Source organism: Streptomyces sp. NPDC002588 (assembly GCF_040295925.1).
Classification (GTDB): Bacteria; Actinomycetota; Actinomycetes; order Streptomycetales; family Streptomycetaceae; genus Streptomyces.
This window is the reverse complement of record NZ_JBEOWF010000049.1, coordinates 46657-70787: the sequence shown is the minus strand read 5'-3', so window position 1 is coordinate 70787 and position 24131 is coordinate 46657. Positions and strand designations below refer to the sequence as shown.

The 24131-nt window shown below is 72.2% G+C and carries 24 protein-coding genes; 7 read left to right on the top strand and 17 right to left on the bottom strand.

Annotated elements, in window-relative coordinates; genetic code table 11:
* Positions 1–12: 12 nt before the first annotated feature.
* Complete coding sequence (locus ABT057_RS40080; protein ID WP_352348864.1) at positions 13–1533, bottom strand: bifunctional aminoglycoside phosphotransferase/ATP-binding protein; 1521 nt, start codon at positions 1531–1533, stop codon at positions 13–15.
* On the bottom strand, positions 1526–2395 hold the full coding sequence (locus ABT057_RS40075) for a universal stress protein (RefSeq protein ID WP_352348863.1): 870 nt from the start codon (positions 2393–2395) through the stop codon (positions 1526–1528). Before ABT057_RS40075 ends, ABT057_RS40080 begins: the two co-directional genes overlap by 8 nt.
* 253 nt (positions 2396–2648) lie before the next feature.
* Here ABT057_RS40075 and ABT057_RS40070 point away from each other — a divergent pair, with 253 nt between their 5' ends.
* Together ABT057_RS40070 and ABT057_RS40065 are read left to right on the top strand one after the other, a co-directional pair.
* Complete coding sequence (locus tag ABT057_RS40070; protein WP_352348862.1) at positions 2649–3548, top strand: universal stress protein; 900 nt, start codon at positions 2649–2651, stop codon at positions 3546–3548.
* 4 nt (positions 3549–3552) lie between these two features.
* On the top strand, positions 3553–4431 hold the full coding sequence (locus ABT057_RS40065; RefSeq protein WP_352348861.1) for a potassium channel family protein: 879 nt from the start codon (positions 3553–3555) through the stop codon (positions 4429–4431).
* Between the two features lie 16 nt (positions 4432–4447).
* Here the strand turns inward: ABT057_RS40065 and ABT057_RS40060 are convergent, their stop codons facing one another.
* The 6 genes from ABT057_RS40060 to ABT057_RS40035 all read right to left on the bottom strand — a co-directional run bounded on the left by ABT057_RS40060 (position 4448) and on the right by ABT057_RS40035 (position 9169).
* The gene (locus ABT057_RS40060) at positions 4448–5095 is read right to left on the bottom strand and encodes a DUF4389 domain-containing protein (RefSeq protein ID WP_352348879.1); all 648 of its coding nucleotides are present in this window, start codon (positions 5093–5095) and stop codon (positions 4448–4450) included.
* A 39-nt stretch (positions 5096–5134) separates the two neighbouring features.
* A complete protein-coding gene (locus tag ABT057_RS40055; protein ID WP_352348860.1) occupies positions 5135–5836 on the bottom strand; it encodes a CBS domain-containing protein in 702 nt (233 codons plus the stop codon).
* Positions 5837–6006: 170 nt separating this feature from the next.
* Positions 6007–6792 (bottom strand): SDR family NAD(P)-dependent oxidoreductase, encoded by a 786-nt coding sequence (locus tag ABT057_RS40050; RefSeq protein WP_352348859.1) that lies wholly within the window; start codon positions 6790–6792, stop codon positions 6007–6009.
* Between the two features lie 11 nt (positions 6793–6803).
* Positions 6804–7652, bottom strand: a complete 849-nt coding sequence (locus ABT057_RS40045; RefSeq protein ID WP_352348858.1) for a fumarylacetoacetate hydrolase family protein — start codon at positions 7650–7652, stop codon at positions 6804–6806.
* Entirely contained in the window at positions 7649–8521 is an 873-nt protein-coding gene (locus ABT057_RS40040) for a fumarylacetoacetate hydrolase family protein (RefSeq protein WP_352348857.1), read from the bottom strand. Before ABT057_RS40040 ends, ABT057_RS40045 begins: the two co-directional genes overlap by 4 nt.
* Before the next feature lie 81 nt (positions 8522–8602).
* Positions 8603–9169: a carboxymuconolactone decarboxylase family protein gene (locus ABT057_RS40035; RefSeq protein ID WP_352348856.1), complete on the bottom strand. Its 567-nt coding sequence runs from the start codon at positions 9167–9169 to the stop codon at positions 8603–8605.
* 106 nt (positions 9170–9275) lie between these two features.
* On the opposite strand from ABT057_RS40035, the gene ABT057_RS40030 reads away from it, so the two are divergent.
* Positions 9276–10091, top strand: a complete 816-nt coding sequence (locus ABT057_RS40030; protein WP_352348855.1) for an IclR family transcriptional regulator — start codon at positions 9276–9278, stop codon at positions 10089–10091.
* 52 nt (positions 10092–10143) lie between these two features.
* Here the strand turns inward: ABT057_RS40030 and ABT057_RS40025 are convergent, their stop codons facing one another.
* From ABT057_RS40025 to ABT057_RS39985, 9 genes are all read right to left on the bottom strand, one after another.
* Positions 10144–10899 carry an SDR family NAD(P)-dependent oxidoreductase gene (locus ABT057_RS40025; protein WP_352348854.1) on the bottom strand — a complete coding sequence of 252 codons (756 nt, stop codon included), beginning with the start codon at positions 10897–10899 and terminating at the stop codon, positions 10144–10146.
* 77 nt (positions 10900–10976) lie between these two features.
* Positions 10977–11975 carry a 2-hydroxyacid dehydrogenase gene (locus ABT057_RS40020; RefSeq protein WP_352348853.1) on the bottom strand — a complete coding sequence of 333 codons (999 nt, stop codon included), beginning with the start codon at positions 11973–11975 and terminating at the stop codon, positions 10977–10979.
* Positions 11976–12044: 69 nt separating this feature from the next.
* On the bottom strand, positions 12045–13100 hold the full coding sequence (locus ABT057_RS40015) for an L-idonate 5-dehydrogenase (protein ID WP_352348852.1): 1056 nt from the start codon (positions 13098–13100) through the stop codon (positions 12045–12047).
* Between the two features lie 62 nt (positions 13101–13162).
* Positions 13163–13936 (bottom strand): SDR family oxidoreductase, encoded by a 774-nt coding sequence (locus ABT057_RS40010; protein ID WP_352348851.1) that lies wholly within the window; start codon positions 13934–13936, stop codon positions 13163–13165.
* Positions 13933–14817 (bottom strand): NAD(P)-dependent oxidoreductase, encoded by an 885-nt coding sequence (locus ABT057_RS40005; protein ID WP_352348850.1) that lies wholly within the window; start codon positions 14815–14817, stop codon positions 13933–13935. The genes ABT057_RS40010 and ABT057_RS40005 overlap by 4 nt, the downstream gene beginning before the upstream one ends.
* A 177-nt stretch (positions 14818–14994) precedes the next feature.
* On the bottom strand, positions 14995–15891 hold the full coding sequence (gene gnd, locus ABT057_RS40000) for a phosphogluconate dehydrogenase (NAD(+)-dependent, decarboxylating) (protein ID WP_352348849.1): 897 nt from the start codon (positions 15889–15891) through the stop codon (positions 14995–14997).
* A gap of 3 nt (positions 15892–15894) precedes the next feature.
* Positions 15895–16848 (bottom strand): NAD(P)-dependent oxidoreductase, encoded by a 954-nt coding sequence (locus ABT057_RS39995; protein ID WP_352348848.1) that lies wholly within the window; start codon positions 16846–16848, stop codon positions 15895–15897.
* Positions 16845–17933, bottom strand: a complete 1089-nt coding sequence (locus tag ABT057_RS39990) for an NAD(P)-dependent oxidoreductase (RefSeq protein WP_352348847.1) — start codon at positions 17931–17933, stop codon at positions 16845–16847. Before ABT057_RS39990 ends, ABT057_RS39995 begins: the two co-directional genes overlap by 4 nt.
* A complete protein-coding gene (locus tag ABT057_RS39985) occupies positions 17933–18892 on the bottom strand; it encodes a cyclase family protein (protein ID WP_352348846.1) in 960 nt (319 codons plus the stop codon). The genes ABT057_RS39990 and ABT057_RS39985 overlap by 1 nt, the downstream gene beginning before the upstream one ends.
* Before the next feature lie 181 nt (positions 18893–19073).
* Here ABT057_RS39985 and ABT057_RS39980 point away from each other — a divergent pair, with 181 nt between their 5' ends.
* The 4 genes from ABT057_RS39980 to ABT057_RS39965 all read left to right on the top strand — a co-directional run bounded on the left by ABT057_RS39980 (position 19074) and on the right by ABT057_RS39965 (position 24131).
* On the top strand, positions 19074–19868 hold the full coding sequence (locus tag ABT057_RS39980; protein ID WP_352348845.1) for an IclR family transcriptional regulator: 795 nt from the start codon (positions 19074–19076) through the stop codon (positions 19866–19868).
* Between the two features lie 202 nt (positions 19869–20070).
* Complete coding sequence (locus ABT057_RS39975; protein ID WP_352348844.1) at positions 20071–21639, top strand: sugar ABC transporter ATP-binding protein; 1569 nt, start codon at positions 20071–20073, stop codon at positions 21637–21639.
* Positions 21639–22853 (top strand): ABC transporter permease, encoded by a 1215-nt coding sequence (locus ABT057_RS39970; RefSeq protein WP_502974042.1) that lies wholly within the window; start codon positions 21639–21641, stop codon positions 22851–22853. Before ABT057_RS39975 ends, ABT057_RS39970 begins: the two co-directional genes overlap by 1 nt.
* 162 nt (positions 22854–23015) lie before the next feature.
* On the top strand, positions 23016–24131 hold the full coding sequence (locus ABT057_RS39965; RefSeq protein WP_352348877.1) for a substrate-binding domain-containing protein: 1116 nt from the start codon (positions 23016–23018) through the stop codon (positions 24129–24131).

The window sequence follows — 24131 nt, the reverse complement described above, 5'->3', positions numbered from 1 at the left end:
GCCCCGCACTGCTCAGTCCGGCTCCATGTACGGGCGGCGGAAGACCGGGGTCCGGCCGCCGTCCCAGGGACGGACGGCCGCCAGCGCCCGGCCGACCGCGGACTCCAACGGACCACTGGTGTCGACGCCGACGGCCTCGGGCCACGCGGACTCCCGTGCCGCCATGGCGGTCGCGATGCCGAGGTCGGCGTCGGACGGGCCGGCGGAGCGTGCCCTGAGCCGGGCCGCCGTCACGTCGGCCGGTGCATGGCAGTGGAGGGCGACCAGGTCGGCGTCGGCGCGTTCGGCCACGCGCCGTGCCGCGTCACGCTGCGCCGGGTCGGACCAGGTGGCGTCCAGGACGACGGACTCGCCGGCGGACAGCAGGGCGGCCGCGCGGTCGAGGAGAGCGGCGTAGGTTCTGGCGGTCCACTCGGGCGTGTACAGCCCGTCGCCGTAACCGGCCGCCGCGGACTGCTCCGCCGGGATGCCCGCGAGTTCCTTGCGGACGCGGTCGCTGCTGAGCAGGCTGAGCCCCAGCCGGTCGGCCAGGGCGCCGGAGAGGGTGGACTTCGCGCTGCCCGGCAGCCCGCCGACGAGGGTCAGGCCGACGGCGGAGGTGCGCAGGTGGCGCAGCGAAGTCGAGACCAGCCTGCGTGCCGCCGCCTGCGCGCCGGGCGCGCCCTGGCGGGCCTGGACCAGCGAGACCTTGGCGCGGACGAACGCGCGGTAGGCGACGTAGTGGTGCCACAGTGACGCGGGGGCGGGGTCACCGGAGTATTCGCTGTACCAGGCGAGGAAGCCGGCTGCGGCCTCAGGGGCGCCGAGTTGTTCCAGGTCCATGGCGAGGAAGGCGGCGTCGTCCAGGCCGTCGACGTAGCGCAGACGGTCGTCGAACTCCAGGCAGTCCAGGACGCGAGGGCCGTCGTCGAGGCAGAAGACGTCCTCGGCGAGCAGGTCGCCATGGCCGTCGACCACCCGGCCCTGCTCGACACGGGACGCGAACAACCGCTCCCGTCCGGCGAGATAGCGGCGCACCAGCCGTTCCGCCTCCGGCACCCCGTCGGGCACGGAGCCGTCGCCGGCCGACGCGTGCACCTGCGCGAAGCCGGCCTCCCAGCGCGCTGACAGGGCGTCCCGCGTGCCCTGCTCGTCCACCTCCGGACCGCGGGGCGCTTCCGCGTGCCATGTGGCAAGGTGCCGGGCGACGGCCCGCAGTACATCGTCAAGGGCGGCCCCTTCCCGTACCAGACGGGACAGGCGCCGCTCCGCGGGCATGCGGCGCATCACCACGAGCGGTTCCGGCGCCTCCGTGCCGGGCCCGCGGAACTCGCCCAGACCCAGATAGACGTCCGCGGCGAAACGACGGTTGAGAACCACTTCGCGCTCACACGCGGTCCGGCGCGCCGCCCGCGTGGTGTAGTCCAGGAATCCCAGGCTCACCGGTTTCTTGACTTTGTAGGCGCGGTCGCCGGCGAAGAACACGATCGCGGAATGGGTCTCGCACACCTCCGCGCGCGGCGGTGCCCCGCCGGGGTGGCCGGACTCAGTCATGGGGGACGACGGCGACGGGGCAGCGTCCGTGATGGAGGGCGGCGTGGGCGACGTGCCCCAGGCGGGAGGCCACGCCGTGCCGGTGTGCGCGTCGGCCGACGACCAGCAGCGAGGCGCCTTCGGAGGTCTGCACGACGGCCTTCGCGGGGCTCGTGAGACGGATGCTGTCGGCCACCTCCACCTGCGGGTACTTCTCCTGCCAGGGGCGGAGGAGCTTGTCCAGCCCCTCCCGCGCGTCCTTCGTCATCTCCTCGCCCGCGCCGTGGTCGACCCCCCAGGGCACGCGCGCGTGGAGCGGCACGCTTCGGCCGTGGACGGCCAGGAGGGGCACGCCCCTGGCGGCGGCGCTGTGGAACGCGAAGTCGAGTACCTCGTCGCAGGATCCGCGCAGTTTCAACGCCGCCACCACGCGACCGGCCGGCGTGGAGGCGATCCGCATCTCCGGGGTTTCGGCGCGGACCAGTACCACCGGCCGCTCGGCCCGTGCCACGACGGGCAGGCTGACGTCGCCCATGAGGTAGGCCTCGACGGACTCCAGCCCACGTGAACCGAGGACGAGCATCTCCGAATCGGAGGCCGCTTCCAGCAGCGCCCTCTGGGCGTCCTCGGCGACCAGGCTCCCGACGACGGTCAGGTTCGGATGATGTGCCTGCAACTCGGTCCGCGCGGTGTGGACGAGACGCTTCGCCCAGTAGTTCTGGTCGATTTCCGAGGGAAGGCGGGCCGGTTCCGGCGCCAGCATGGGCCAGGCGTGCAGCAGGCGCAGCGTGAGCCTGCGCGTCTCGGCCTCGTCGGCGGCCCACCGGGCGGCCGCGAGGCTTTCGGGTGAGCCGTCGAGGCCCACGGTGATGACCGGTTGCATGGCGGCGGCCTCCGTCTCGTACGAAGCCGGATACGACGGTGGATGACGGTGGACGAGTCCGATGGCGTGCGTGCCCCGGACGTCGCCGACATGTCGAGCGCGGTGTTCCCTCCTTCGAGGAGTACCCCAATCCCCTCCCCGGCGCATGTGGAGAGGCGGTGCCGCCGTCCACCGTGTGTCGCGACCGCGCGCGGGCGGTGCGACGGTATTCACAGGGGGTCTGTCGGCAACGGGACGAAAGGCGGTGGCCCCGATGGAACTCCCGCTGGTCGTGGGCATCGACGGATCGGACTCCAGCATGCTGGCGGTCGACTGGGCGGTGGACGAGGCGGCACGCCACGGGCTGCCGCTGCGGCTCGTCCATGCCTCGCTGTGGGAGCGCTACGAAAGAGCCCTGCCCTCTTTCGGCACCCGTCGGCCCGCCGGAGAGGTCATGGCGCAGAACATCGTCGCCTCCGGTGTGGAACGCGCCCGGCTGCGCAACCCCGAGGTGAAGGCATCGGGCGACGTCGTGGCCGCCGATGCGGTGTCCACTCTGCTGAGGGCGGGCTCCGAGGCGTTCGCCCTGGTCACGGGCGTTCGTGGACGTGGCGAGGTGGCCGGGCTGATGCTCGGATCGGTAAGTCTCACGGTGGCGGCACGTGCCTTCTGCCCGGTCGTCGTCGTCCGTGGAGCGGAGGCGGGCCTTCAGGGACCGACGGGCCGCGTCGTGGTGGGAGTCGGCGACTCGACCACCGGCACGAGCACCGTGCGGTTCGCCGTCCGCGAGGCCGAGGCGCGGGGCTGTGCCCTGACCGCCGTCCGGGCCTGGCGCAGTCCGGCGCACGGGCCGGGCGCCCCTCCGGCGGAGTCCGGTGTGGAGGACCCGCGGCTCGCGGGCGACGCCGCCGACGCGCACGAGGAGGGAGCCTCGGTCACCCTCGACGACGCACTGCGCGATGCCGTACGGGAACATCCCGACGTCGACATCGGGCGCCGAGCGGTCGAGGGACCCGCCCACCGTGTCCTGCTGGAGGCGTCGGCCGGCGCCGACCTGATCGTCGTCGGCGCCCTGCGCCGGCACGGTCACTTCGGTCTGCAGGTCGGCAGGGTCGCGCACGCCCTGCTGCACCACTCCGCGTGCCCGGTCGCCGTCGTCCCGCACCGGGTCTGACCGGATGAAATGGCTGGTCTCGCTGCTCGGTGCCGGGCTCGTCATGGTCACCCTGCGGGACCTCTTCCACACGCTCTGGCATCCCACGCGCCACGGCGGGCTGAGCCGGCTCGTGATGTCGGCACTCTGGCGGCTCGCCCGGCGGCTGCGGGTGCCCGGCCGCGTGGTCGGGCTCGTCGGGCCGCTCGCCATGGTCACGGTGGTGGGCATGTGGGCCGGCACCGTCGTCCTGGGCTGGGCGATCGTCTACTGGCCCCACATGCCCGGGGCGTTCACCTTCGCGCCCGGTTCCCGAGCGGTGCGGGAGCCGGCGGTGCTCGACTCCGTGTATCTGTCGCTGGTCACGGTGGCCACCCTGGGGCTCGGTGACATCGCACCCGACGAGGGCTGGCTCCGCCTGGTCTCACCGATCGAAGCCCTCGTCGGGTTCGCCCTGTTGACCGCCACCGTCTCCTGGGTGCTGGAGATCTATCCGGCGCTCACCCGCAGGAGGGTCCTGGCCGTCCGGCTGGCTCTCCTGCGCGACGCGGATCCGACGACGCGGCAGCTCGACAGCACATCGGGGGCACTGCTGCTGGACAGCCTGGCCACCGAGGTCGTGCGCGTCCGCATCGACTTCACCCAGTACGCCGAGGCGTACTACTTCCACGACGGCGAGGACCACTCGTCGCTCGCGGCCATGGTCGGTCACGCCGTCGTGCTCGCGCGGCGCGGACAGGCGGCTGGACGGCCGGAGGTGAGACTTTCGGGTGCGCTGCTCGCCGGCGCGCTGAAAGACCTCGCCGCCATCCTCGACCAGCGTTTCCTCCATACGGGCGGTTCGCCCGCGGAGGTGTTCGCCGCGTACGCCGCCGATCACGGCCGCGACGGCGGTCAGCCCTGACGCCTCGGTACGGTGGTCATGGCGACCGCTCCAGGCCGTCCGCTTCGGTGCCGCCCATGTCGAGCCGGAACGGCGGATAGACGTCCGTCATCAGCGCGGCGTACGCGGCGACCCGCAGCACCCATCGGTTCAGGCCCACGATCAGGTCGAACAGGTCTCGCGGGTACTTCTCGGTGAAGGCGAGGACCACGGCGGCGATCACCGTCAGCACGGCCACCAGTCCGCCCTCCCACCAGCCGAGGTGCCAGCCGCCGACGAAGAAGCCGACGACGATGTAGTGCGGGATGGCCAGCAGCCACCACTTCACCAGGACCAGCCCGCGGGAGAGACGCTCGGGGTACGCCACGTCCAGCCGTGCGGGGTAGCCGGGCTCCTCTGCCAGGCTGAAGGGCGGATAGCGGTCGGTGGCCAGGGCACCGTACGAGTAGTAGGCGACCCGCCAGCTCCAGCGCAGCACCCCCAGGTTGAAGTCGAACAGGGCGCGCGGGTAGCGCTCGGTGAACAGGATCGCGAAGAAGGCGATCACACTCACCACGGCGAAGGCGATCCACAGGAAGAACAGCACCACGTAGTGCGGGATGACCAGGATCCACTTCACCAGCCACAGCCACCGGGACAGTGGTGTGTCGAGTCGTGCGGTGACCCGGACCGGACGGTCGGGCATGGCTGTCGCAGAGTTCACGGCCATCAGCTCCAGTCCTGATCACGTGGCCAGGCCGGCGCGGCGCGGCGCGTCCGCCTCCGGTGCCGCGGAGGTGTCGTCGACCCGGTGGCCCAGTTCGGCGGAGACGCCGACCACTCCGTCGACCCCCTGGCACAGGCGTACGACGACGGGGACGAGGGACTTGCGTTCGACGGTCCCCTTCAGCGACACCCGCCCGTCGACGACCCGCACGGTGATCGCGCCGGGCGTGATCCCGAAGGTGCGCAGAAGGATCTCCCCGGAGATCTCCTCCCGGATGGCGCTGTCGCTCCGCAGGAAGACACGCAGCAGATCGGCCCTGCTGATCACGCCGACCAGCCGGTCGGCCTCGTCGACCACCGGCAGCCGTTTGACGTGGTGGCGCTCCATGACCTGGGCGGCCTCCACCGCCGTCCACTGCGGTCTGGCGGTCACCGCCGGGCTGTTCATCAACCCCGCGGCGGTCGTGGCCTCCGCCTTCGCGCGGGCGGACGGCCCGGGACGCAGGACCGGCAGCAGGCCGGCCGGATCCAGCTGGGCGGCCTCCTTGCGCAGCAGATCCGCCTCGGAGACCACGCCCACGGCGCGTTCCTCGTCGTCCACGACCGGTACGGCGGTGATGTCGTACTCGGCGAGCAGCTTGGCGATCTCCTTGAAGCCGGTGTCCCGGTCCACTTTGACGACCGGTGTGGTCATGAGGTCGCTCACCATCCGGTGCGACATGGTTCCCCGCCTCCTGATGCCGTGTGCGTTCCTCCTTCCACTCTCCGCCCGACACGCGGAAGCCGCATGGGCCGGTCGGGCCGACCCGCACCGGTTTCATGGGGCCGGACGGCTCCGGGGCCGCGCAGACCGCGCCGTTCAGCGGACCCGGCCTCCCGGCCGGTGGCGGGTCAGGCGCCGATCATGTTGAAGCCGCCGTCGGCGTTGAGGTAGGCGCCGGTGATGTGGGCGGCGTCTTCGGTGGCGAGGAAGAGGGCGGTGCCGGCGAGTTCGGCGGGGCCGGGGATGCGGCCGAGGGGGGTTTTGGCGATCATGTCCTCGCGGCGGCCGGACTTCCAGTCGGCGCGGTTGAGGAGCGTGTCGGTCTCGATGAAGCCGGGTGCGAAGGTGTTGACGCGCACGGTGGGTGCGAAGGCCTGGGCGTAGGACTTGGTGATGCCGAGGATGCCGTACTTGGCGGCGGCGTACTGGGGGGCGCGTGCGCTGCCGCGGACGATGACGGTGGAGCCGATGTTGACGATCGCGCCGTGGCCCTGCTCCAGCATCCGCGAGCCGAACTCGTGGACGCACAGCATGGTGCCCTTGACGTCCACGGCGAGGACGTGGTCGATGGACTCCTCGGTGAGGTCGCGCCAGGACATCTGCCCGCCCGCCACGTCGCCGACGTTGTTGACGAGGACGTCCAGGCCGCCTGAACGGCTGAAGACCTCCTCGGCCATGCGGATGACGTCGGCGTGGACGGCGATGTCGGCCTGCACGGTGAATGCCTCGCCGCCGACGTCCTTGATCCGGGCGACGGTCTTCTCGGCCCCGGTGGCGGAGCGGCGGTAGTGGACGGCGACCCGGGCGCCTTCCCGGGCGGCTCGGACGGCGATCTCGGCGCCGTAGCCGGTGCCGGCGCCGGTGACCAGGACGGTGCGGCCCTCGAAGCGGCGGGGGATGCTCTGTTCTGTCATGGGGCGTCCCTTCAGGGGTGTGCGGCGGTGAAGTGCTGGCGGATCTCGCCGACGCCCTGGATGCGGCTGACGAGTTCGTCGCCTTCGGTGAGGTAGCGGGGCGGGTTCATCCGGTTGCCGACCCCGGCCGGGGTTCCGGTGAAGACCAGGTCGCCGGGGAGCAGGGGGAGTACGGCTGACAGGCGGGCGATGAGATCCGGCACCGGGAAGACCATGGACCCGGTGCGGTCGTGCTGGACGGTCTCGCCGTTGAGCAGTCCGGTGATCTCCAGGTCGTCGGGGTCGTCGAACTCGTCCGGGGTGACCAGCACCGGGCCGGTGGGGCCGAAGCCGGGGAAGGACTTGCCCAGACCGAACTGGGCAGGCCTGCCCCGGAGTTGACTGACTCTTTCGGAGAGGTCCTGGCCGACGGTGAGCCCGGCCACCGCTTCCCAGGCGCGGTCCTCACTCACCTTGTACGTCTCGCGTCCGATCACCGCGACGAGTTCGACCTCCCAGTCGACCTTGCCCCGGGGGAGGGCGACGGTGGTGGACGGGCCGGTGACGCAGGTCGGGAACTTGGTGAAGACCAGCGGCTCGTCGGGTGGGGTGTATCCGGCTTCCGCCGCGTGCGGCGGGTAGTTCAGCGCGACCGCGAAGACCTGGCGGGGGCGCGGGACCGGGGCCTGGAGAGCTTCCGGGTCCACCTGGAGGCCGTACGCGTCGGCGGGCAGTCCGGCCACCTGGTCGCGCACCCGGGACCAGTCCTCCAGCAGGGCCATCGGGTCGGCGGGCAGGTGTCCCCGGGAGACGGAGGCGATGTCGGCGGCCCGGTCGCCGCTGACGGCGACCGCGCGGCCGCCCAGCACACCGAGCCTCACCAGTCCACCTTCTTCGGGACGGGGGTGCCGTGGCCCTCTTCCCAGCTGACGACGGGGGTGCGCAGGACGCCGAGGCGTTCGACCTCGGCCTCGATGACGTCGCCGGGCCTGAGGTACATGTCGGGGTCGCCGCTGAACCCCGCGACGCCCTGGACGGTGCCGGTGGTGAGCAGGTCGCCGGCGCTGTAGCCCTGCGGCGAGTGGTAGGCGACCAGGTGCGGGATCGAGACCGACATCCGGCTGGTGTTCGACTTCTGCCGCACCTTGCCGTTGACCCGCAGCTCCATGTCGAGGTTCTGCGGGTCGGGGATCTCGTCGGCGGTCACGATGTACGGGCCCAAGGGGCAGAAGGTGTCGATGGCCTTGCAGAAGGAGAACACCCCGGACTCCATCTCACGGCGCTGGATGTCGCGGGCGGTGATGTCGTTGAAGACGACGTATCCGGCGATGTGGCCGGGGGCGTCGTCCACGCCGAAGAACTTGCCGGGCCTGCCGATGACGACGGCGATCTCCAGCTCGTAGTCCAGCTCGCGGGTCAGATGCTCCGGGTGGACGACCGGCTCGTCCGGGCCGACGATCGCGTCGACGTTCTGGAAGAACACGATGCCCTTGTGCATGGGGTGCGACCAGTCGACGTTCTTCGACTCGTCCTCGTGCTCGCGGAAGTTGCCGGAGGTGTGGAAGAACTTCTTCGGCACGATCGGCGCACGCAGCCGCACGTCGTCCAGGGCGAGCCGCTCCCCGGTCTCCGTGACCCGGCCCTCCCGCTCGAAGTACTCACGCGTCGAACCGACCTCCAGCGGCAGGACCAGCCGCTCCTCCAGCTCCAGCCTGCCCACACGTCCGTCGTCGAAAGTAACCAGCTTCATCGCGGCCCGTCTTCTTTCGTTAGATGAAAGTAGAATTCACTGTGTGAACACGCCCGAGTATTGGCGGGTGACTACGGGCTGTCAAGGCCCCTCACCTGCGAAAACCCTTAGCTGTAGGGCGAGGGCGGAGTAGTAGCCGACGAGTGTCGTCAGCTCGAACAGGCCTCGTTCTCCCACCGCGGACGCGACGTCGGCGTATTCCTCGTCGCTCAGCGCCCCGCGCCGCAGCATCGCGCAGGCCGCCCTGACGACGGCGCGCTCGGCGGGGTCCGCGAGCTCCGGCACCGCTCCGGTGCGCAGAGCGGCCATCTCCGGTTCGGTCAGACCCGCGGCCCGGCCCACGGCTTCGTGGGCCTCGCGTTCGAAGGCGCTGTTCCACTGTGCGGCGACGGCGAGGACGGCCATCTCCCGCGCACGGTCGTCCAGTACGGAGCCGTAGCGCACCGCCGCGCCGAGGGCCTGCACCGCGAGGCCCACCGTCGGACTCAGCAGCATGGCGTTGAAGGGACCCCGCAGTCGCCCCTCCTCGTCGGCCAACGCGAAAGCCTGCGGCCCGGCGGCGCGGGGGCCGCCGGTGATGGCCCGGTAGACCTCCGTCTGTTCATCGTTCAACTCGCCGGGCAGCAGCCCGGCCAGTCGCCCTCCCATGAGCCCTCCCTTTCGGTGCCGGCACCCACGTGTGTGATATCGACTTCCGTACACTGAAAGTGACCATGCCCGTCAGGCCTGCCTCCGCGGAGAAAGTGAGCCCCGAGTGCCGCCGCGTGACCAACCGACCTCGCCGCCCTCCGAGGGCTCCGCGTCGAAGCGCAGCTACCAGGTCGAGGCACTGGCCAAGGGGTTGCGCCTGCTTGGGCTGTTCTCCGAGCAGCGGTCGTCGATGAAACTCACCGACATGGCCGCCGAGACCGGAGTTCCGCTGCCGACCGCCTTCCGGATGGCTGCCACCCTGGTCACCGAAGGCTTCCTGGAGCAGCTGCCCGACGGTGCCTACCGACCGGCTCCCAAGGTCCTCACGCTCGGTTTCTCGGCGCTGCGCGGCATGGACCTGGTGGAACTCGCCGACGGGCCCCTGCGCCGGCTCGCCGCGGCGACCGGACAGACGGTGAACCTCGGCACCTTGTCCGACGACCGCGTGCTGTACCTGATCAGGCTGCGCAACAACGACCTGGTGACCGCCAACATCCAGGTCGGCTCCCGGCTCCCGGCGGTCGGCACCTCCATCGGCAAGGTGCTGCTGGCCGCACTGGACGACACGGAGCTGGAGCAGCGCCTGTCGGAAGCGTCCTTCGCCGGGGCCGCCGGTCCCAACGCGATCAGGTCGCTCGCCGGTCTGCGACCGGCCCTGACCGAGATCCGTGGGCAGGGCTGGGCGGTGCAGGACGAGGAACTCGCCTACGGACTGCGCTCGGTCGCCGCTCCTGTGCGTGACGCGTCCGGCGCGGTGGTGGCCGGGGTCAACATAGCCGTGCCCGCGATGGAGTTCCCCGTCGCCCGACTGCGCGACGAACTGCGGCCGCCGCTGCTGGCCGCCTGCCGGGAGATCACGCGTCTGCTCGGCGGCAACTGACCTCGCGTGGCGAGAGGCGTCGGTCAGGGGCGGCCTTCCCGGCCGGTCCGGCTCAGACAAGCGTGCGGCCGCCGTCCACGTACAGCACCTGACCGGTGATGAACGACGCCTGCCGCGAGGCGAGGAACAGCACCGCGCCGACCACGTCCCGCGGAGTGCCCAGGCGCCCTGCCGGGACCAGGCCGACCATCTCGTCGCGCATACCGGGCCTGTCCAGATACTCCCGCGTCAGCTCGGTCTCCGTGTAGCCCGGGGCGACCGCGTTGACGGTCACGCCGTCGGCCGCCCACTCCCGGGCCATGACCCGCACGAGCTGGTCCAGCCCGCCCTTGGTCGCCGCGTACGGGGCGTGGTGCTTGTGCGCGAGCCGGGACGAGACCGACGAGAAGAACACCATGCTGCCCTGCCCGGCCTCGCGCATCAGCCGGCCCGCCGCCCGCCCGGCCCAGAAGGCGGTCGACAGGTTCAGTGCGACGATCCGGTCCCACACCTCGTCCGGGGTGTCCACCACCGGCCGGCGGTCGTTCGTGCCCACCGCGTGTACCAGCACGTCCAGTCCGCCCAGTGCGGCGGCCGCCGCCGTGATCGCCTCCTCGCACGCCGCCGATGTCGTCACGTCCACCCGGAACACGCGTAAATCGGCGTCCGCGAGCGCCGGCTCCTCCCGGAGCGCCTTGAGCTTCGCCTCATCCACATCGATCACGGCCACCCGCGCGCCGGCGTCCGCCAGGCCCCGGGTGCAGGCGGCGCCCAGACCTCCGGCCCCCAGGACGAGCGCCCGGTGGCCTTCCAGCCCCAGCCATCCCATGCCAACCCTCTTCCGCTCAGTGAAAGCCGCTTTCGGCAAGCGAAGGGAAGATAACTCCGCCGCCGCGGCGATGTCCATCACTCGGGCAGGCCCGAGGCGCCGGGGACGGGGGTAGGGGCACCGAGCCCGTCCAGGACCGCCTCGACATTGCGGGCGGCGAGTCCGACCATGGCGGCGCGGGTCGCCTCCGTCGCCGAGCCGACATGCGGCAGGACCACCAGGTTCGGCTCGGCGAACAGCGGGTCGGCAGGGTTCGTACGAGGCTCGCCGGTCATCACGTCCAGCCCTGCCGAGTGCAGCTCACCGCGGCGCAGCGCCAGCAGCAGAGCCTCTTCGTCCACGACTCCACCGCGTCCGGTGTTGACCAGCGTCGCGGTCGGCTTCATCCGGGCGAGTTCGACGGCGCCGATCATGCCCAGGGTCTCCTCGGTCAGCGGGGTGTGCACGGACACCACGTCGCTGGTCCGCAGCAGTTCGTCGAACGGCATCCAGTGGGACAGCTCGTCGTCCTCCTCGCGTCGCGGATGGTGGTGCCGCACGCGCATGCCGAACCCGGCGGCCCTGCGGGCGACGGCGCGGGCGATCCGGCCGTAGCCGATCAACCCGAGCGTCGCCCCCTGCACGTCGAGGCCGAGGAAGGCGTCCATGCGGAAGGCGCCCCATGAGCCGCGGCGCAGCGCGTCCATGGCGGCGGGCAGGCGGCGCCGGGCCATGAGGATCAGCGCCATCGCCACGTCCGCCGTGGTGTCCGCGAGCACGTCCGGGGTGTGGGTGACGACGACTCCGCGTTCCGCGGCGGCCGCCACGTCGACGCCGTCGTAGCCCATGGAGGCGAGGGCGACGACACGCAGGCCGGGCCCCGCCGCGTCGAGCAGCGCGGCGTCGACGCGGTCGCTGCCGAGGACGAGCAGGCCCTCGCAGCCCCGGACCAGCCCGGCCAGCTCGGCGGGTGTCGGCGGTGCGGTCTTCGGCCAGGAGGTGACGTCGAACCGGGCGGCGAGGCGCTCGACGCCGTCTCCCGGAAGGCCGGAGCGGCTGACCGCCACGCGGGGGCGGGGAGAGGGTGTGCCGGACATGTTCGACTCCGTCGGGGTGAGGGATCGGGGCTGGTGGCGGGCCGGGCGCTGGGCGGGTCGGTTCCCGCGTCAGGCCGTCACCCGCTCGCCGAAGTCCAGCAGCACCTTGCACGAGCGGGCGGGGTCGGCCGCGAGCTCGAACGCCTCCTGCGTATGGGCCACCGGCAGGACGGAGGTGACGACCGGCTCGACCGGGAGGCGGCCGTCGGCCAGTGCCCCGAGGACCTCGGTGAGCTCGTCGTCGAAGCGGAAGGAACCGACGAGCCGCAGTTCCCGGGTGATCAGCGCGTTGGCGGCCACCGGGGTGTCCCCGGGCGGCAGCAGGCCGAGACCCACGACGAGGCCGCCCCGGTCGACTCCGTACACGCAGGTACGCAGTCCCGCCGGGTTGCCCGAGGACTCGATCGCGATGTCCGCGGCGAGTCCGTCCAGCCCGTCGGCGCCGGCGCCGACCCGTACGGTCGACGTGGCGCCCACCCGCTTGGCGACGGCCAGCGGCGCCTCGTGCACATCGGTCACGGTGATCTCGGCCGCGCCCGCGGCCCGCAGCGCCGCGACCACCAGGCAGCCGATGGGGCCCGCGCCGGTGACCAGCACCCGCTTCCCCCGCACATCGCCGGCCTGCCGCACGGCGTGCCAGGCGACCGCGGCGGGCTCGGCCACCGCGGCCAGCCGCAGGTCCACGCCCTCGGGCAGGGCCAGCACCCGATCGGCGGGCACCACGAGCACCTCGGCGAAGCCGCCCTGCACATGGGGGTCGCGGGCGGCGCTGCCGAGGTAGCCGGTGTCCAGGCAGGTGTTGCGCCGCCCGGCCGTGCACTGCCGGCACCGGCCGCACGACGCCAGCGGATGCACGGCGACCGGTGTCCCCGGCGGCGGTGCCAGGGTGCCGGGGCCCGCCTCGCGAACCCGGCCCACGATCTCGTGGCCCAGCACCAGCGGTTCGCGAAGCCGGAACTCGCCGACCGCTCCGTGGCGCCAGTAGTGCAGGTCGGAGCCGCAGATGCCGCCGTACCGGATGTCGACCGCGACCTCGCCCGGGCCGGGCAGCGGCACCGGGCGCTCCTCCAGGCGCAGGTCGCCCGCGCCGTGCGCCACCACGGCCCGCATCGTCCCTGAGTTCATGTCCTCGTCCTGCTCTCTGCCGAACGCTTCGGCTGCTTCGGTCGGTTGCGTGCGGGGACGGCTCAGACGACCGCGGTCAGTCCGCCGTCGACGGCGATCACCTGCCCGTTCACGAAGTCCGACGCCGGTGCCGCGAGCCACACCAGCGTGCCGACCAGGTCCTCGACCGAGGCCCAGCGGCCGGCCGGGGTGCGGCCCCGTATCCACGAGTCGAAGGCGGGGTCGTCCACCAGGGGCCGGGTCAGCTCGGTGACCACATAGCCGGGTGCGAGCGCGTTGACGGTCAGTCCGGATCCGGCCCACTCGGCACACATGCCGCGGGTCAGCATCGCGAGGCCGCCCTTGGAGGCCGCGTAGGCGGCGATGCCGGGCCGGGCCAGCCAGGTCTGGACGGAACAGATGTTGACGATCTTCCCGTGGCCGCGCTCGACCATCCCGGCGGCCACCGTGCGGCCGACCAGGAAGGCGCTGGTGAGGTTGGTGTGCAGCACCCGCTCGAAGTTCTCCGCCGAGACCTCCAGCAACGGCTCGCGGTGCTGCACGCCGGTGTTGTTGACGAGGACGTCCAGCGGTCCGACGCCGTCCTCGATCTCCCGGACCGCCCGGCGTACGGCGCTCTCGTCGGTGACGTCGAAGGCCGCTGTGTGAACCTTGGCCCCGGTCTTCTCGGCCAGTTCCCGCCGGGCGCGCTCCAGCGCCCCGGGATCGCGGCCGTTCAGGACGAGTTCGGCTCCCGCCTCGGCCAGTCCGGTGGCGAGGGCCGCTCCGATGCCTTTGCTGGAACCGGTCACCAGGGCCCGGCGGCCGGCGAGGTCGAACAGGGCGGGAGCCTTCACGGCCGTACCTCCAGGGGAGCGTAGTAGTGCAGCAGAGCGGCGTTGTCGGCGTCGCCGTGACCGGCCGCGGTGAGCCAGCGGTGCAGTTCGGCGACGGCGGCGGTGACCGGCAGCGGCACCCCGGCGGAGCGCGCGTGGTCGCGGGCGGCGTCGAGATCCTTGACCATGTTGCTGACCCGTCCGGTGGGGGAGAGGTCGGCCTCGGCGAACTTCACGAAGAACTCCTGCAGCAGTGCGGAGTCGGCCCTGCCGCCGGTGAGCGCGGTGAGTACCTGCCGGGGTGGCAGACCGGCCGACCGCACCAGCGCGGCCGCCTCCGCGAGCGCGGCGAATCCGCAGCCGACCAGCACCTGGTTGACGGCCTTCACCAGCTGACCCGAACCGGCCGGGCCGAGGTGCGTCAGGCGGGTGGCCAGGGCGCCGAGGACGGGCAGCGCGCGTGCGACGTGCTCCTCCTCGCCGCCGAGCATCAGGGTCAACTCGCCGCGTGCGGCGGCCGGTGCGCCTCCCGACAGCGGGGCGTCGACCCAGCCGGCACCGAGCTTCCCGGCGCGCTCGGCGAACTCGCGGGTGCGTCCGGGGTCGATGCTCGACATGTCGATCACCAGCACGCCGTCCGGAGCCGCGTTCAGCACCCCGTCCGGTCCGAAGACCACCTGCTCCACGATCTCCGCGGTGTTGAGGGAAAGGATCACCGCACCCGACGTGGAGAGCAGGGCGGGTGACCGCGCCGGGGCGGCGCCGTCCCGGGCGAGTTCCGCGACGGCCTCCGGCCGGATGTCGTGGACGCGTACCGCTTGTCCGCACCCGAGCAGCCGGCGGACGATGGCGGAACCCATGACTCCGAGCCCGGCCACGCCGACCTCCGTATCTCCTGACACCTGACCTCCTGAACCGAATGCTGTGCTGAAAACCGTTCGACATGTCGTGACCGTCCCGGCGTCCGTGCCGGAGGTCGCGGGAGCGCCCGGTGAACGGCTCCCCGAACTCATGCCGCCGGCCGCCGCGGCGCCGTGCCCCACCTCTCGGCAGTGGTCCGCCGGTGGCCGGAGCCGGGGTCAGGCCGAGCCCGCGGAAACTGCCGGCGCCGCGTGCACGGCGTGCCCGCCGAACTGCTGCCGCATCGCGGCGAGCGCCTTCAGCTGGGCGGCGTCCGGCTTGCGGGAGGCGAAGCGGGCGAAGAGCGCGGCGGTCATGGCGGGGGCGGACACCGCCAGGCGTACCGCCTCCTCGACCGTCCAGCGGCCCTCACCGGAGTCGTCCACCCGGCCCGAGAGACCGGCCAGGCCGGAGTCCTGTTCCAGGGCACGGACGAGGAGGTCGAGCAGCCAGGACCGTACGACCGTGCCGTGCCGCCACGAGGCGAGCACCTTCGGCACGTCGGGAACGTACTCGCTGGCCTCCAGCAGCTCGTAGCCCTCGGCGAGGGCCTGCATCATTCCGTACTCGATGCCGTTGTGGACCATCTTGGCGTAGTGACCGGCACCCACCGGGCCCGCGTGGCAGATGCCGTCCTGCTGCGGTGCGAGCGACTCCAGCAGGGGCCACACCCTTCGGACGTGCTCGTCGGCGCCGCCGCACATGACGGCATAGCCGTTCTCCCGGCCCCAGACGCCGCCGCTGACACCGCAGTCGACGTATCCGACGCCGTGCTCGGCGAGCAGCCGGGCGTGCTCGGTGTCGTCGCTGAAGCGGGAGTTGCCGCCCTCGACGACCACGTCGCCCGGGGAGAGCAGGCCCGCCAACCGGTGGAGCGCCTCGCGGGTCGGGTCACCGGAGGGCAGCATCAGCCACACCACGCGCGGGGCGGCGAGCCTGCCCACCAGTTCTTCCAGGGAGTCCGCGTCGCGGTCCGGGGAGGTGCGGCTGTAGCCGACCACCTCGTGGCCCTGGTCGCGCCAGCGGGCCGCCATGTTGCCGCCCATGCGTCCGAGGCCGACGATTCCTGTCTGCATTGCTCAGTCCTTCGTCGTGGTGTGGTGCGGACGGCCCGGGCGCGAGGGCCCGTCGCCTTCACGCAGGAGCCGGAGGACGACGCTGTTGTCCAGGTCGCCCAGTCCTCGGTCGTCGACTGCCGCGTACAGGCGGGCGACTGTGGTGGACAGGGGCAGCTCGACGTGCGTGTCGGCGGCGCTGTCCAGGACGAACCCGAGGTCCTTGTGGAGGTAGCGGGCGGGGCCGGACGGCGTGAAGTCGCTGTCGGCGAGGTGGTGACGCTTCTGCGCGAGCACCTCCGAGGAGGCGAGGCCGCCCGCCAGCACCTCGAGCAGGACCGTCGGGTCGAGTCCACCGCCCTCGCCGAGCACGACGGCCTCGGCGAGGGCGACGAGGGTCCCGGCGACGACGAGCTGGTTGCACGCCTTGGCGAGCGACCCGGCTCCGGTGTCGCCCATCCGGCGGACGGTCGAGCCCATGGCGGTCAGGTACGGACGGACACGTTCGATGGCGTCCTCCGCCCCGCCCGCCATGATCGACAGGGTGGCGTCGCGGGCGCCGGTCACCCCACCGCTCACGGGGGCGTCGACGACACCGACGCCGAGTGGACGCAGTTCCGCGGCCAGGTCGCGAACGGCGACGGGGGAGACGGTGCCCATCACGACGAGGAGGTCCATCGCCCGGCCGGCCGCGGCCGAGTCCGTGGCCGCGAGCAGTCCGTCGGGGCCGGCCAACACGTCCCGGACCTGGGGCAGGTCCGGGAGCATGGTGACGACCGTGCGGGCGCCGGCCGCGACCTCGGCGGGACGGCCGGCGGGCCGGCAGCCGGCGGCGACGGCCGCGTCGAGTGGCGCACGGCCCCGGTTCCAGGCCAGCACGTCGAAGCCGGCCCCCGCCAGATGCGACGCCATCGGAAGGCCCATCGCGCCGAGCCCGATGAAGCCGACGGTCTCGGACCGGGGAGGCGGGGGGCTCACGGCCTGACCCCCGCCCGCGCGGGCTCACCGGTTCCTGACGCGAGCGCGCCCAGCCGCTCGGAGAGGTACGCGTGACCCAGCACGTCCCGGTTGACGACGAAGCGCGGCAGGCGGCCGGCCGCCACGTCCAGGACGGCTCGCACGGCGCTGCCGCCGTTCCCGGCGGACATCTCGTCGGTCCACGCGAGGCTGTGCGGACTGAGGACGACGTTGTCCATGCCGAGCAGCGGGTTGCCGGCGTCGGGCGGCTCCGTCTCGAACACATCCAGTCCGGCACCTCGGATGCGGCCGGCGCGCAGCGCGTCGATGAGCGCCGCCTCGTCGACGATCGGGCCGCGGGCGACGTTGAGCAGTACGGCCGAGGGCTTCATCAGGGACAGCCGCCGGGTGTCGACGAGGTGGCGGGTCTCCTCGGTCAGCACGCACATCACGATCACCGCGTCGGCCTCCGCCATCACGGTGTCGGCGTCGGCGAGACGTACGCCGAGGTCCCGGGCGGTCTCCTGCGGGCAGTAGGGGTCGTAGGCGATGACCTCGGTGTCGAACGGCCGCAGCAGCCCGACCAGGTCACGGGCGGTGTTGCCCAGACCGAGCAGACCGATCCGGCGGCCGGTGAGCCCGAGCCCCATCCACTGCTCCCGCTCCGACCAGCGTCCCTGACGTACCAGGCGGTCCTTGGCGGTGACGTTGTGCAGGACGGCCAGCAGCAGGGTGAGGGCGGCGGTGGAGACCGGGCGCCGGGCGCCGTCCGGGGTGATGGTGACCAGGGCGCCGTGGCGCGTGCAGGCGTCGAGGTCCACGGCGTCGTAGCCGACGCCGAAGCGGGCGAAGAGGAGCGGGGGGTGGGTCAGGCCGGCGAACGTACGGGCGGTGACGGCGGGGGCGGCGAACAGGACGGCGTCCAGGCCGTCGATGTCCGGGGCGAGGAGTTCGTCGGTGTCGCGCGGCAGGTAGTGCCAGTCGACTCCCGCGGCGTCCAGCTCGCCGAGTCTGATGTCACCCCACACGTTGCGTCCGTCCGGGTGGAGGAAGTCGCGGCTGACGCCGACGGTGAACCGGCCGCCGGCCGGTCGGGAGGCCGTCATCACAGCACCGCGACGGGGTTGACGGGCGAGCCCGTGCCGCCGGGGACGTTCAGCGGTGCCACGACGAGCAGGAACTCGTGGCGGCCCGCCGCCGCGCAGGCGGTGGACAGCGCCTCCAGGTCGAGATTGTCCAGCAGCGGTACGCCCATGGCGGTGAGGGCGAGGGCGTGCACGGGGGAGTGCAGTCCCTCGACGGGGGAGGGGCGTACGTCGCTGTCGCCGTCGCCGCCGAGCAGGGAGATCCCGCGCTCGGCCAGCAGGGGTACGGCGTCCACGTGGAAACCCGCACTGGCGTTGTCCGGGTTCCAGGCGCCGAGTTCCGCACGGCGCCGGAAGTGACCGGAGCGCAACAGCACCGCGTCGCCCTCGCCGATCGTCACGCCGAGCGCCTTCTCCGCCGCGAGCACGTCCTCGGCGTGCACGGCGGTGCCGGGCTCGAGCCAGTCGATGCCGAGCACGGCGGGCAGGTCGATCAGAACGCCCTTGGTGACGAGGGGGCCCAGGGCGGAGACCGCGCCGAAGCGGGCGCCGGCGGCGTCGACGACCTCGCGGGCGGTGCGACCGTCGTAGAGCTGCCCGCGGTAGGCGATGTGGGAGAGCGCGTCGAGGTGGCTGACGCCCTTGCCGTGGTAGTCGGCGGCGATGAAGTCCTTGTGGCAGGACGGCTCGGGGGCCTCGACGTCGCCGAGGTCGGACATGTAGTGCAGGGCGGGCTTGCCGTTGTCCGGGCCGGGTGTCGTGTTCCAGGGGAGGGCCATGGGGACGGTGGTGCCGGTGCGGACCAGGGCGGTGGCCCGCTGGACGTGGGCGGGGGTGACCCGGTTCCACGCGCCGCGGTCGGCGGGCGTCCAGCGGCCCCACGTCCGTACCGCGTCGAAGAGGGAATCGAACTCCTCGCGCGACAGGCGGGGTCCGTTGTCCGGAGGGGGTGGCGGGGAATCGGTCGGGCTGCTGGTCATGAGCTGCTCAGCGCTCCAAGGCTCGGAGGGTGTCGTCGGCCGGCCCGGAAGGCGCGCTACGGTCGGGAGACTCGGCGAATCTCGATGACAAAGCGCGCGGCGACGGCATTGTCGTTCGGTGACAGACGAGGGACAATAACAACATGCTGAACGACGAACAGAATGATGGGTGGAAACGACGGTGAGCGCAAGCGACCCGGGAAGCCTTGTCCCGGCGGTGACCCGAGCGGTGGCGATTCTCGACGTGCTCGGCGAGGCGGAGGGCCGACCGCTGTCGGTCAGTGACATCGCGCGCGCCCTGGGGCTGCCGAAGTCCTCGACGGGGAACCTCTGCGCCTCTCTGGAGGCGGCGGGCATGATCACGCGCAACGGTACGGGCTTCGGCCTGGGGCGCAAGTTGGTGGAACTCGGCGGCCGCTACCTGTCCACGGTCGACCAGCTGCGCGACTTCTACGAACTGTGCCGCCGCAGTGCCCACATCTCGCGGGAGACCGCCCGGGTGGCCGTCCTGGACGGCCTGGACGTGCTCTACCTGGCCAGGTACGACGGCACCCAGCCGCTGAGGCTCACCGCCAACATCGGCGACCGCTTTCCCGCGAACTGCACGGCGACCGGGAAGGCCATCCTCTCGACCCTGGATCCGGCGGTGGCGGAGGACCGGCTGCGCGGCCGTACCCTCCCCGCGCTCAGTGAGCGGTCCATCACCTCGGTGCCCGCCCTGCTGGAAGACCTGGCGGTGTCCCGCGAGCGTGGTTACGCGATCGACGACGAGGAGGCCACGGCGGGTGTCCTCTGTCTGTCCGTGCCGGTCACGGGGTTCCGCACCGACTCGGCGCCGTTCGCGATCAGTGTCACCGTGCTCAAGGCGCGATTCGACGAGGAGTTCCGCGAGGCGCTGCTGAAGGATCTGCGGGCCATCGCGGCGGGGATGGAGAACCCCATGCTCCCGCGGGGCGTGTCCGCGGGCGGCGGATGAGGCGGGACGGGCTCCCGCCCGGGTGGGGGCCCGGCGGGTGATCGCGGTGTGACGGCGGCCGTACGGAATCTCTCCGTACGGCCGCCTTAACTTTGGGGCAATAAATGTCGGCGGGAGTCTTGACCAGGATGCTGTAACGAGTTCAGGATTCTGGTCGAGCCGATGGAGTGGTCCTCGGCCTGCAGATCCCTCGGAGAAGTCCGTGAACGACGCTCCCGACGACACAGCCTCCAGTCCTCCGTCGCCCGACGGGCACGCGGCCTCCCGCCCACTGGTGACGATCCGCGGACTGCGCAAGCGGTTCGGCGGCACCCTCGCCCTCGCCGATGTGGACCTCGACCTCCACGGTGGCAGCGTCCTCGCCCTATTGGGTCACAACGGTGCCGGAAAATCCACACTTATCAAGATCCTTGCCGGTGTCCACCGCGCCGACGAAGGCCAGGTCACCGTCGCCGGACACCCCCTCGGCTCCGGCGCCGCGTCCACCGAGATGTCCTTCATCCACCAGGACCTCGGTCTGGTGGAGTGGATGACGGTGGCCGAGAACGTCGCCCTGGGCACCGGCTATCCCCGCCGCGGCGGGCTCGTCTCCTGGCGCCAGGTGCGCCGACGCTGCACCGAGGCCCTGGACGTCGTGGCGGGTCACCTCGACCCGGACGCGGCCGTCGCCGACCTCACGCGCGCCGAACGCTCCCTCGTCGCCATAGCCCGGGCACTGGCCACCCGCGCCCGCGTCATCGTCCTCGACGAACCGACGGCCAGCCTCCCCGCCGCGGACTGCGCCCGGCTCTTCGACGTCCTGCACACCCTGCGCGACCGAGGCCACGCCATCGTCTACGTCAGCCACCGCCTCGACGAGGTCTACCAGGTGGCCGACCGCTTCGCCGTCCTGCGCGACGGCCACCTCGTCAGCCAGGGACTCCTCGCCGACCACGGCCCCGACCGCATCGTGCGCGACATCGTCGGCCACGAGCCGGAGAGCCACCGCCCGCCCGCCCCCCGGAACACGGGCACCCCCGCCTCCACCGTGCTGCGCCTGACGGGTGTCACCACCGACGGCGCCGGTCCCGTCGACCTGGAACTGCGCGCCGGAGAGGTCCTCGGCATGGTCGGTCTCACCGGAGCCGGCCACATGGACCTCGGCCGCGCTCTCGCCGGCTCCCGGCCCCTCACCGGCGGCGAGGTGCTGCTCGACGGCGGGCCCTACCGTCCCGGCTCGGTCTCCGCCGCCGTGGACGCGGGCATCGGCTTCGTCACCAGTAACCGCCAGGAGGAGGGCTGCGCCCTCGAACTCACCGTGCGGGAGAACTTCCTGGCCAATCCCCGCGCCGACGCCCGCTCCCCCTGGCGCTGGATCAGCCCCGGCCGCGAACGCGCCGAGGCCAGATCGCTCGTCGAGCGGTTCGGCGTGCGCCCCGCCGACTCCGAGGCGCCGATCGCCACCCTGTCCGGCGGCAACCAGCAGAAGATCATGATCGGTCGCTGGCTGCGGCTGAGCCGTCGTGTGGTGATCCTCGAGGAGCCCACCGCCGGGGTCGACGTCGGCGCCAAGGCCGAGATCTACCGGCTTCTCGACGACGCTCTCGCCGAAGGACTCGCCGTTCTGCTCATCTCCACCGACTTCGAGGAGGTCGCCGACGTCTGCCACCGCGCCCTGGTCTTCGTCCGGGGCGGCGTGACGGCGGAACTGTCCGGCGAGGACCTCACCGTCACCGAACTCACCCATGCCGCGTCGGCCATGCCGGCGCTGACCGGAACGGGCAACCACTGATGGCCACCGAGACCGATTCCTCCCGCCGCGCTCAGGGGTCCACGGACGGCGGCGGCAGCAAGGCGACCGGGAGCACACGCACCCCCGGCGCCGCGCGCACCGGGCAGTCCCGCGGCAAGGGCGGCGGCAGCCGGCTGCGCGGCCACATGATCGGCACCTACGGCCTGCTCACCCTCACCGTCCTGCTCTTCCTCGTCTTCTCCCTCGCTCTGCCCGACACCTTCCCGACCCTCGACAACATCTCGTCGATCCTGTCCAACCAGTCGATCCCGGCCATGCTCGCCCTCGGCGCGATGATCCCCATCGTCACCGGCAAGTTCGACCTGTCCGTCGGCTACGGCCTCGGCCTCGCCCACGTGCTGACGATGCAGCTCATCGTGTACAACGGCTGGCCCTGGCCCGTGGCCTGCCTCGTCGTCATCGTCGGCGGCGGCGTCATCGGAGTGCTCAACGGACTGCTGGTCGAGTTCGCCAGGATCGACTCGTTCATCGCCACCCTCGGCACCGGCAGCGTGCTGTACGCGTTCACCGGCTGGATCACCGACGGCGCTCGCATCGTCCCCGGCACGCAGGGACTGCCCCCGGCCTTCACGGACCTGTACGACTCGAAGTTGCTCGGCCTGCCCGTGCCCGCGTTCTACGTCCTCGGTCTCGCCGTCGTCCTGTGGCTGTTGCTGGAACGACTGCCGCTTGGCCGCTACCTGTACGTCATAGGCTCCAACGCCCGAGCCGCCGACCTGGTCGGCATCCCCACCCGCCGCTACGGCGTCTACGCCTTCGCGGGCTCCGGGCTCGTCGTCGGCTTCGCGGGTGTCCTGCTCGCCGCCCAGCAGCAGATCGGCAACCCCAGCGTCGGTATGGACTACCTGCTGCCCGCCTTCGTCGGCGCGCTGCTCGGCTCCACCGCCATCAAGCCGGGCCGCGCCAACGCCGCCGGCACCGTCGTCGCCGTCGCCGTCCTCGCCATCGGCCTCGCCGGCATCCAGCAGCTCGGAGCCGAGTTCTGGGCCACCTCCCTCTTCAACGGCGGCACCCTTCTCCTCGCCGTCGGTCTGGCCGGCTACTCCGCCCGCCGCAGGCTGCGCGCCGGGGCCGGCGCCACCCGCAAGTCGCTGTCCGAGCCGTCGGCGTCGGCCGCACCGGCCGCCTCCGTGCAGACCTCCGTCTCCGCCGCGGAATCAGCGCCCCCGCCGCCGTCCACGACAACGGACTAGGTCTCCCGGAGCCGCCCCCGCCGCGGCAGAGGCCGGCCCCTCGCCCGGACGTCCACCGCCGAAACACCCCCCGCCCCGCCGCCTTCCCGTCCTCCTCCCCGCACGTCAGCAAGGAGCCCGTTCGTGTCGTACCACCACACCCGCCAGGCGACCCTGAGAGCCATGGCCACCCTCGCCCTGGTCACCGCGTTCGCCGCAGGCTGCACCCGAGGCTCGGAGGCCGGCACCGCCAGCGCCGTCGCCGGCACGAAGGCCGGCTGCCCCGCCGTCCTCGCCAAGGCCAAGACCTCGGTCAAGGCCGCCGAGGACGTCGACGCCCTCTGGGACGGCCCGACCACCGGACCCAGGGCGGCCACCGGCAAGACCATCGTCTACGTCGCCCAGAGCATGACCAACCCGGGCGTGGCCGGAGCGGCCGACGGAGTGAAGGAGGCCGCCAAGGCCATCGGCTGGAACGTACGGGTCATCGACGGCCAGGGCACCCCGGCCGGCATCCAGGCCGCGCTCAGCCAGGCTGTCGCCGTCAAGCCCGACGGCATCGTGCTGTCCGGCTTCGACCCCAAGTCGACCGCGCAGCAGGTCGCCCAGGCCGACGCCGCGGGCATCCCCCTCATCGGCTGGCACGCCGTGGACGCCCCCGGTCCCAGCAAGGACCCGAAACTCTTCAGCAACATCACCACCCAGGTCCAGGACGTCGCGAAGATCAGCGCCGACTGGGTCGTCAGCCAGTCGGACGGCCGGGCCGGCGTGGTGGTCTTCACCGACGCCTCCATCCCGTTCGCCAAGGGCAAGTCGGACCTGATCGTGAAGGAACTCGCCACCTGCTCCGACGTCAAGGTCCTGACGACGTCCAACATCCCCATCGCCGACGCCAGCAGCCGCACCCCGCAGGAAGTGTCGGCGCTGCTGTCCCGCTACGGCACCAAGTGGACCAGTTCGGTGGCCATCAACGACCTCTACTTCGCCGACGCCGCCCCGGCGCTTCGGGCAGCGGGCAAGCAGGGCGCCGGAGCCCCCTTCAACATCGGCGCGGGCGACGGCGATCCGTCCGCCTTCCAGCGCATCAACAGCAAGCAGTTCCAGTCGGCGACGGTTCCCGAGCCGCTGTCCGAGCAGGGCTGGCAGATGGTCGACGAGTTCAACCGCGCCTTCGCGGGCGAGCCGGCCAGCGGCTACGTCCCTCCGGTCCACATCACCACGGCCGACAACAGCGGCGGCAAGTCGTCCTGGGACCCCAGCGGGTACCGGGAGGCGTACCGGAAGATCTGGGGGAAGTGA

Coding starts and splice junctions, on each gene's coding strand:
- ABT057_RS40080 (WP_352348864.1), bottom strand. CDS start 1,533: ATGACTGAGTCCGGCCACCCCGGCGGGGCACCGCCGCGCGCGGAGGTG.
- ABT057_RS40075 (WP_352348863.1), bottom strand. CDS start 2,395: ATGCAACCGGTCATCACCGTGGGCCTCGACGGCTCACCCGAAAGCCTC.
- ABT057_RS40070 (WP_352348862.1), top strand. CDS start 2,649: ATGGAACTCCCGCTGGTCGTGGGCATCGACGGATCGGACTCCAGCATG.
- ABT057_RS40065 (WP_352348861.1), top strand. CDS start 3,553: ATGAAATGGCTGGTCTCGCTGCTCGGTGCCGGGCTCGTCATGGTCACC.
- ABT057_RS40060 (WP_352348879.1), bottom strand. CDS start 5,095: ATGCCCGACCGTCCGGTCCGGGTCACCGCACGACTCGACACACCACTG.
- ABT057_RS40055 (WP_352348860.1), bottom strand. CDS start 5,836: ATGTCGCACCGGATGGTGAGCGACCTCATGACCACACCGGTCGTCAAA.
- ABT057_RS40050 (WP_352348859.1), bottom strand. CDS start 6,792: ATGACAGAACAGAGCATCCCCCGCCGCTTCGAGGGCCGCACCGTCCTG.
- ABT057_RS40040 (WP_352348857.1), bottom strand. CDS start 8,521: ATGAAGCTGGTTACTTTCGACGACGGACGTGTGGGCAGGCTGGAGCTG.
- ABT057_RS40035 (WP_352348856.1), bottom strand. CDS start 9,169: ATGGGAGGGCGACTGGCCGGGCTGCTGCCCGGCGAGTTGAACGATGAA.
- ABT057_RS40025 (WP_352348854.1), bottom strand. CDS start 10,899: ATGGGATGGCTGGGGCTGGAAGGCCACCGGGCGCTCGTCCTGGGGGCC.
- ABT057_RS40020 (WP_352348853.1), bottom strand. CDS start 11,975: ATGTCCGGCACACCCTCTCCCCGCCCCCGCGTGGCGGTCAGCCGCTCC.
- ABT057_RS40015 (WP_352348852.1), bottom strand. CDS start 13,100: ATGAACTCAGGGACGATGCGGGCCGTGGTGGCGCACGGCGCGGGCGAC.
- gnd (WP_352348849.1), bottom strand. CDS start 15,891: ATGCAGACAGGAATCGTCGGCCTCGGACGCATGGGCGGCAACATGGCG.
- ABT057_RS39990 (WP_352348847.1), bottom strand. CDS start 17,933: ATGACGGCCTCCCGACCGGCCGGCGGCCGGTTCACCGTCGGCGTCAGC.
- ABT057_RS39985 (WP_352348846.1), bottom strand. CDS start 18,892: ATGACCAGCAGCCCGACCGATTCCCCGCCACCCCCTCCGGACAACGGA.
- ABT057_RS39970 (WP_502974042.1), top strand. CDS start 21,639: ATGGCCACCGAGACCGATTCCTCCCGCCGCGCTCAGGGGTCCACGGAC.
- ABT057_RS39965 (WP_352348877.1), top strand. CDS start 23,016: ATGGCCACCCTCGCCCTGGTCACCGCGTTCGCCGCAGGCTGCACCCGA.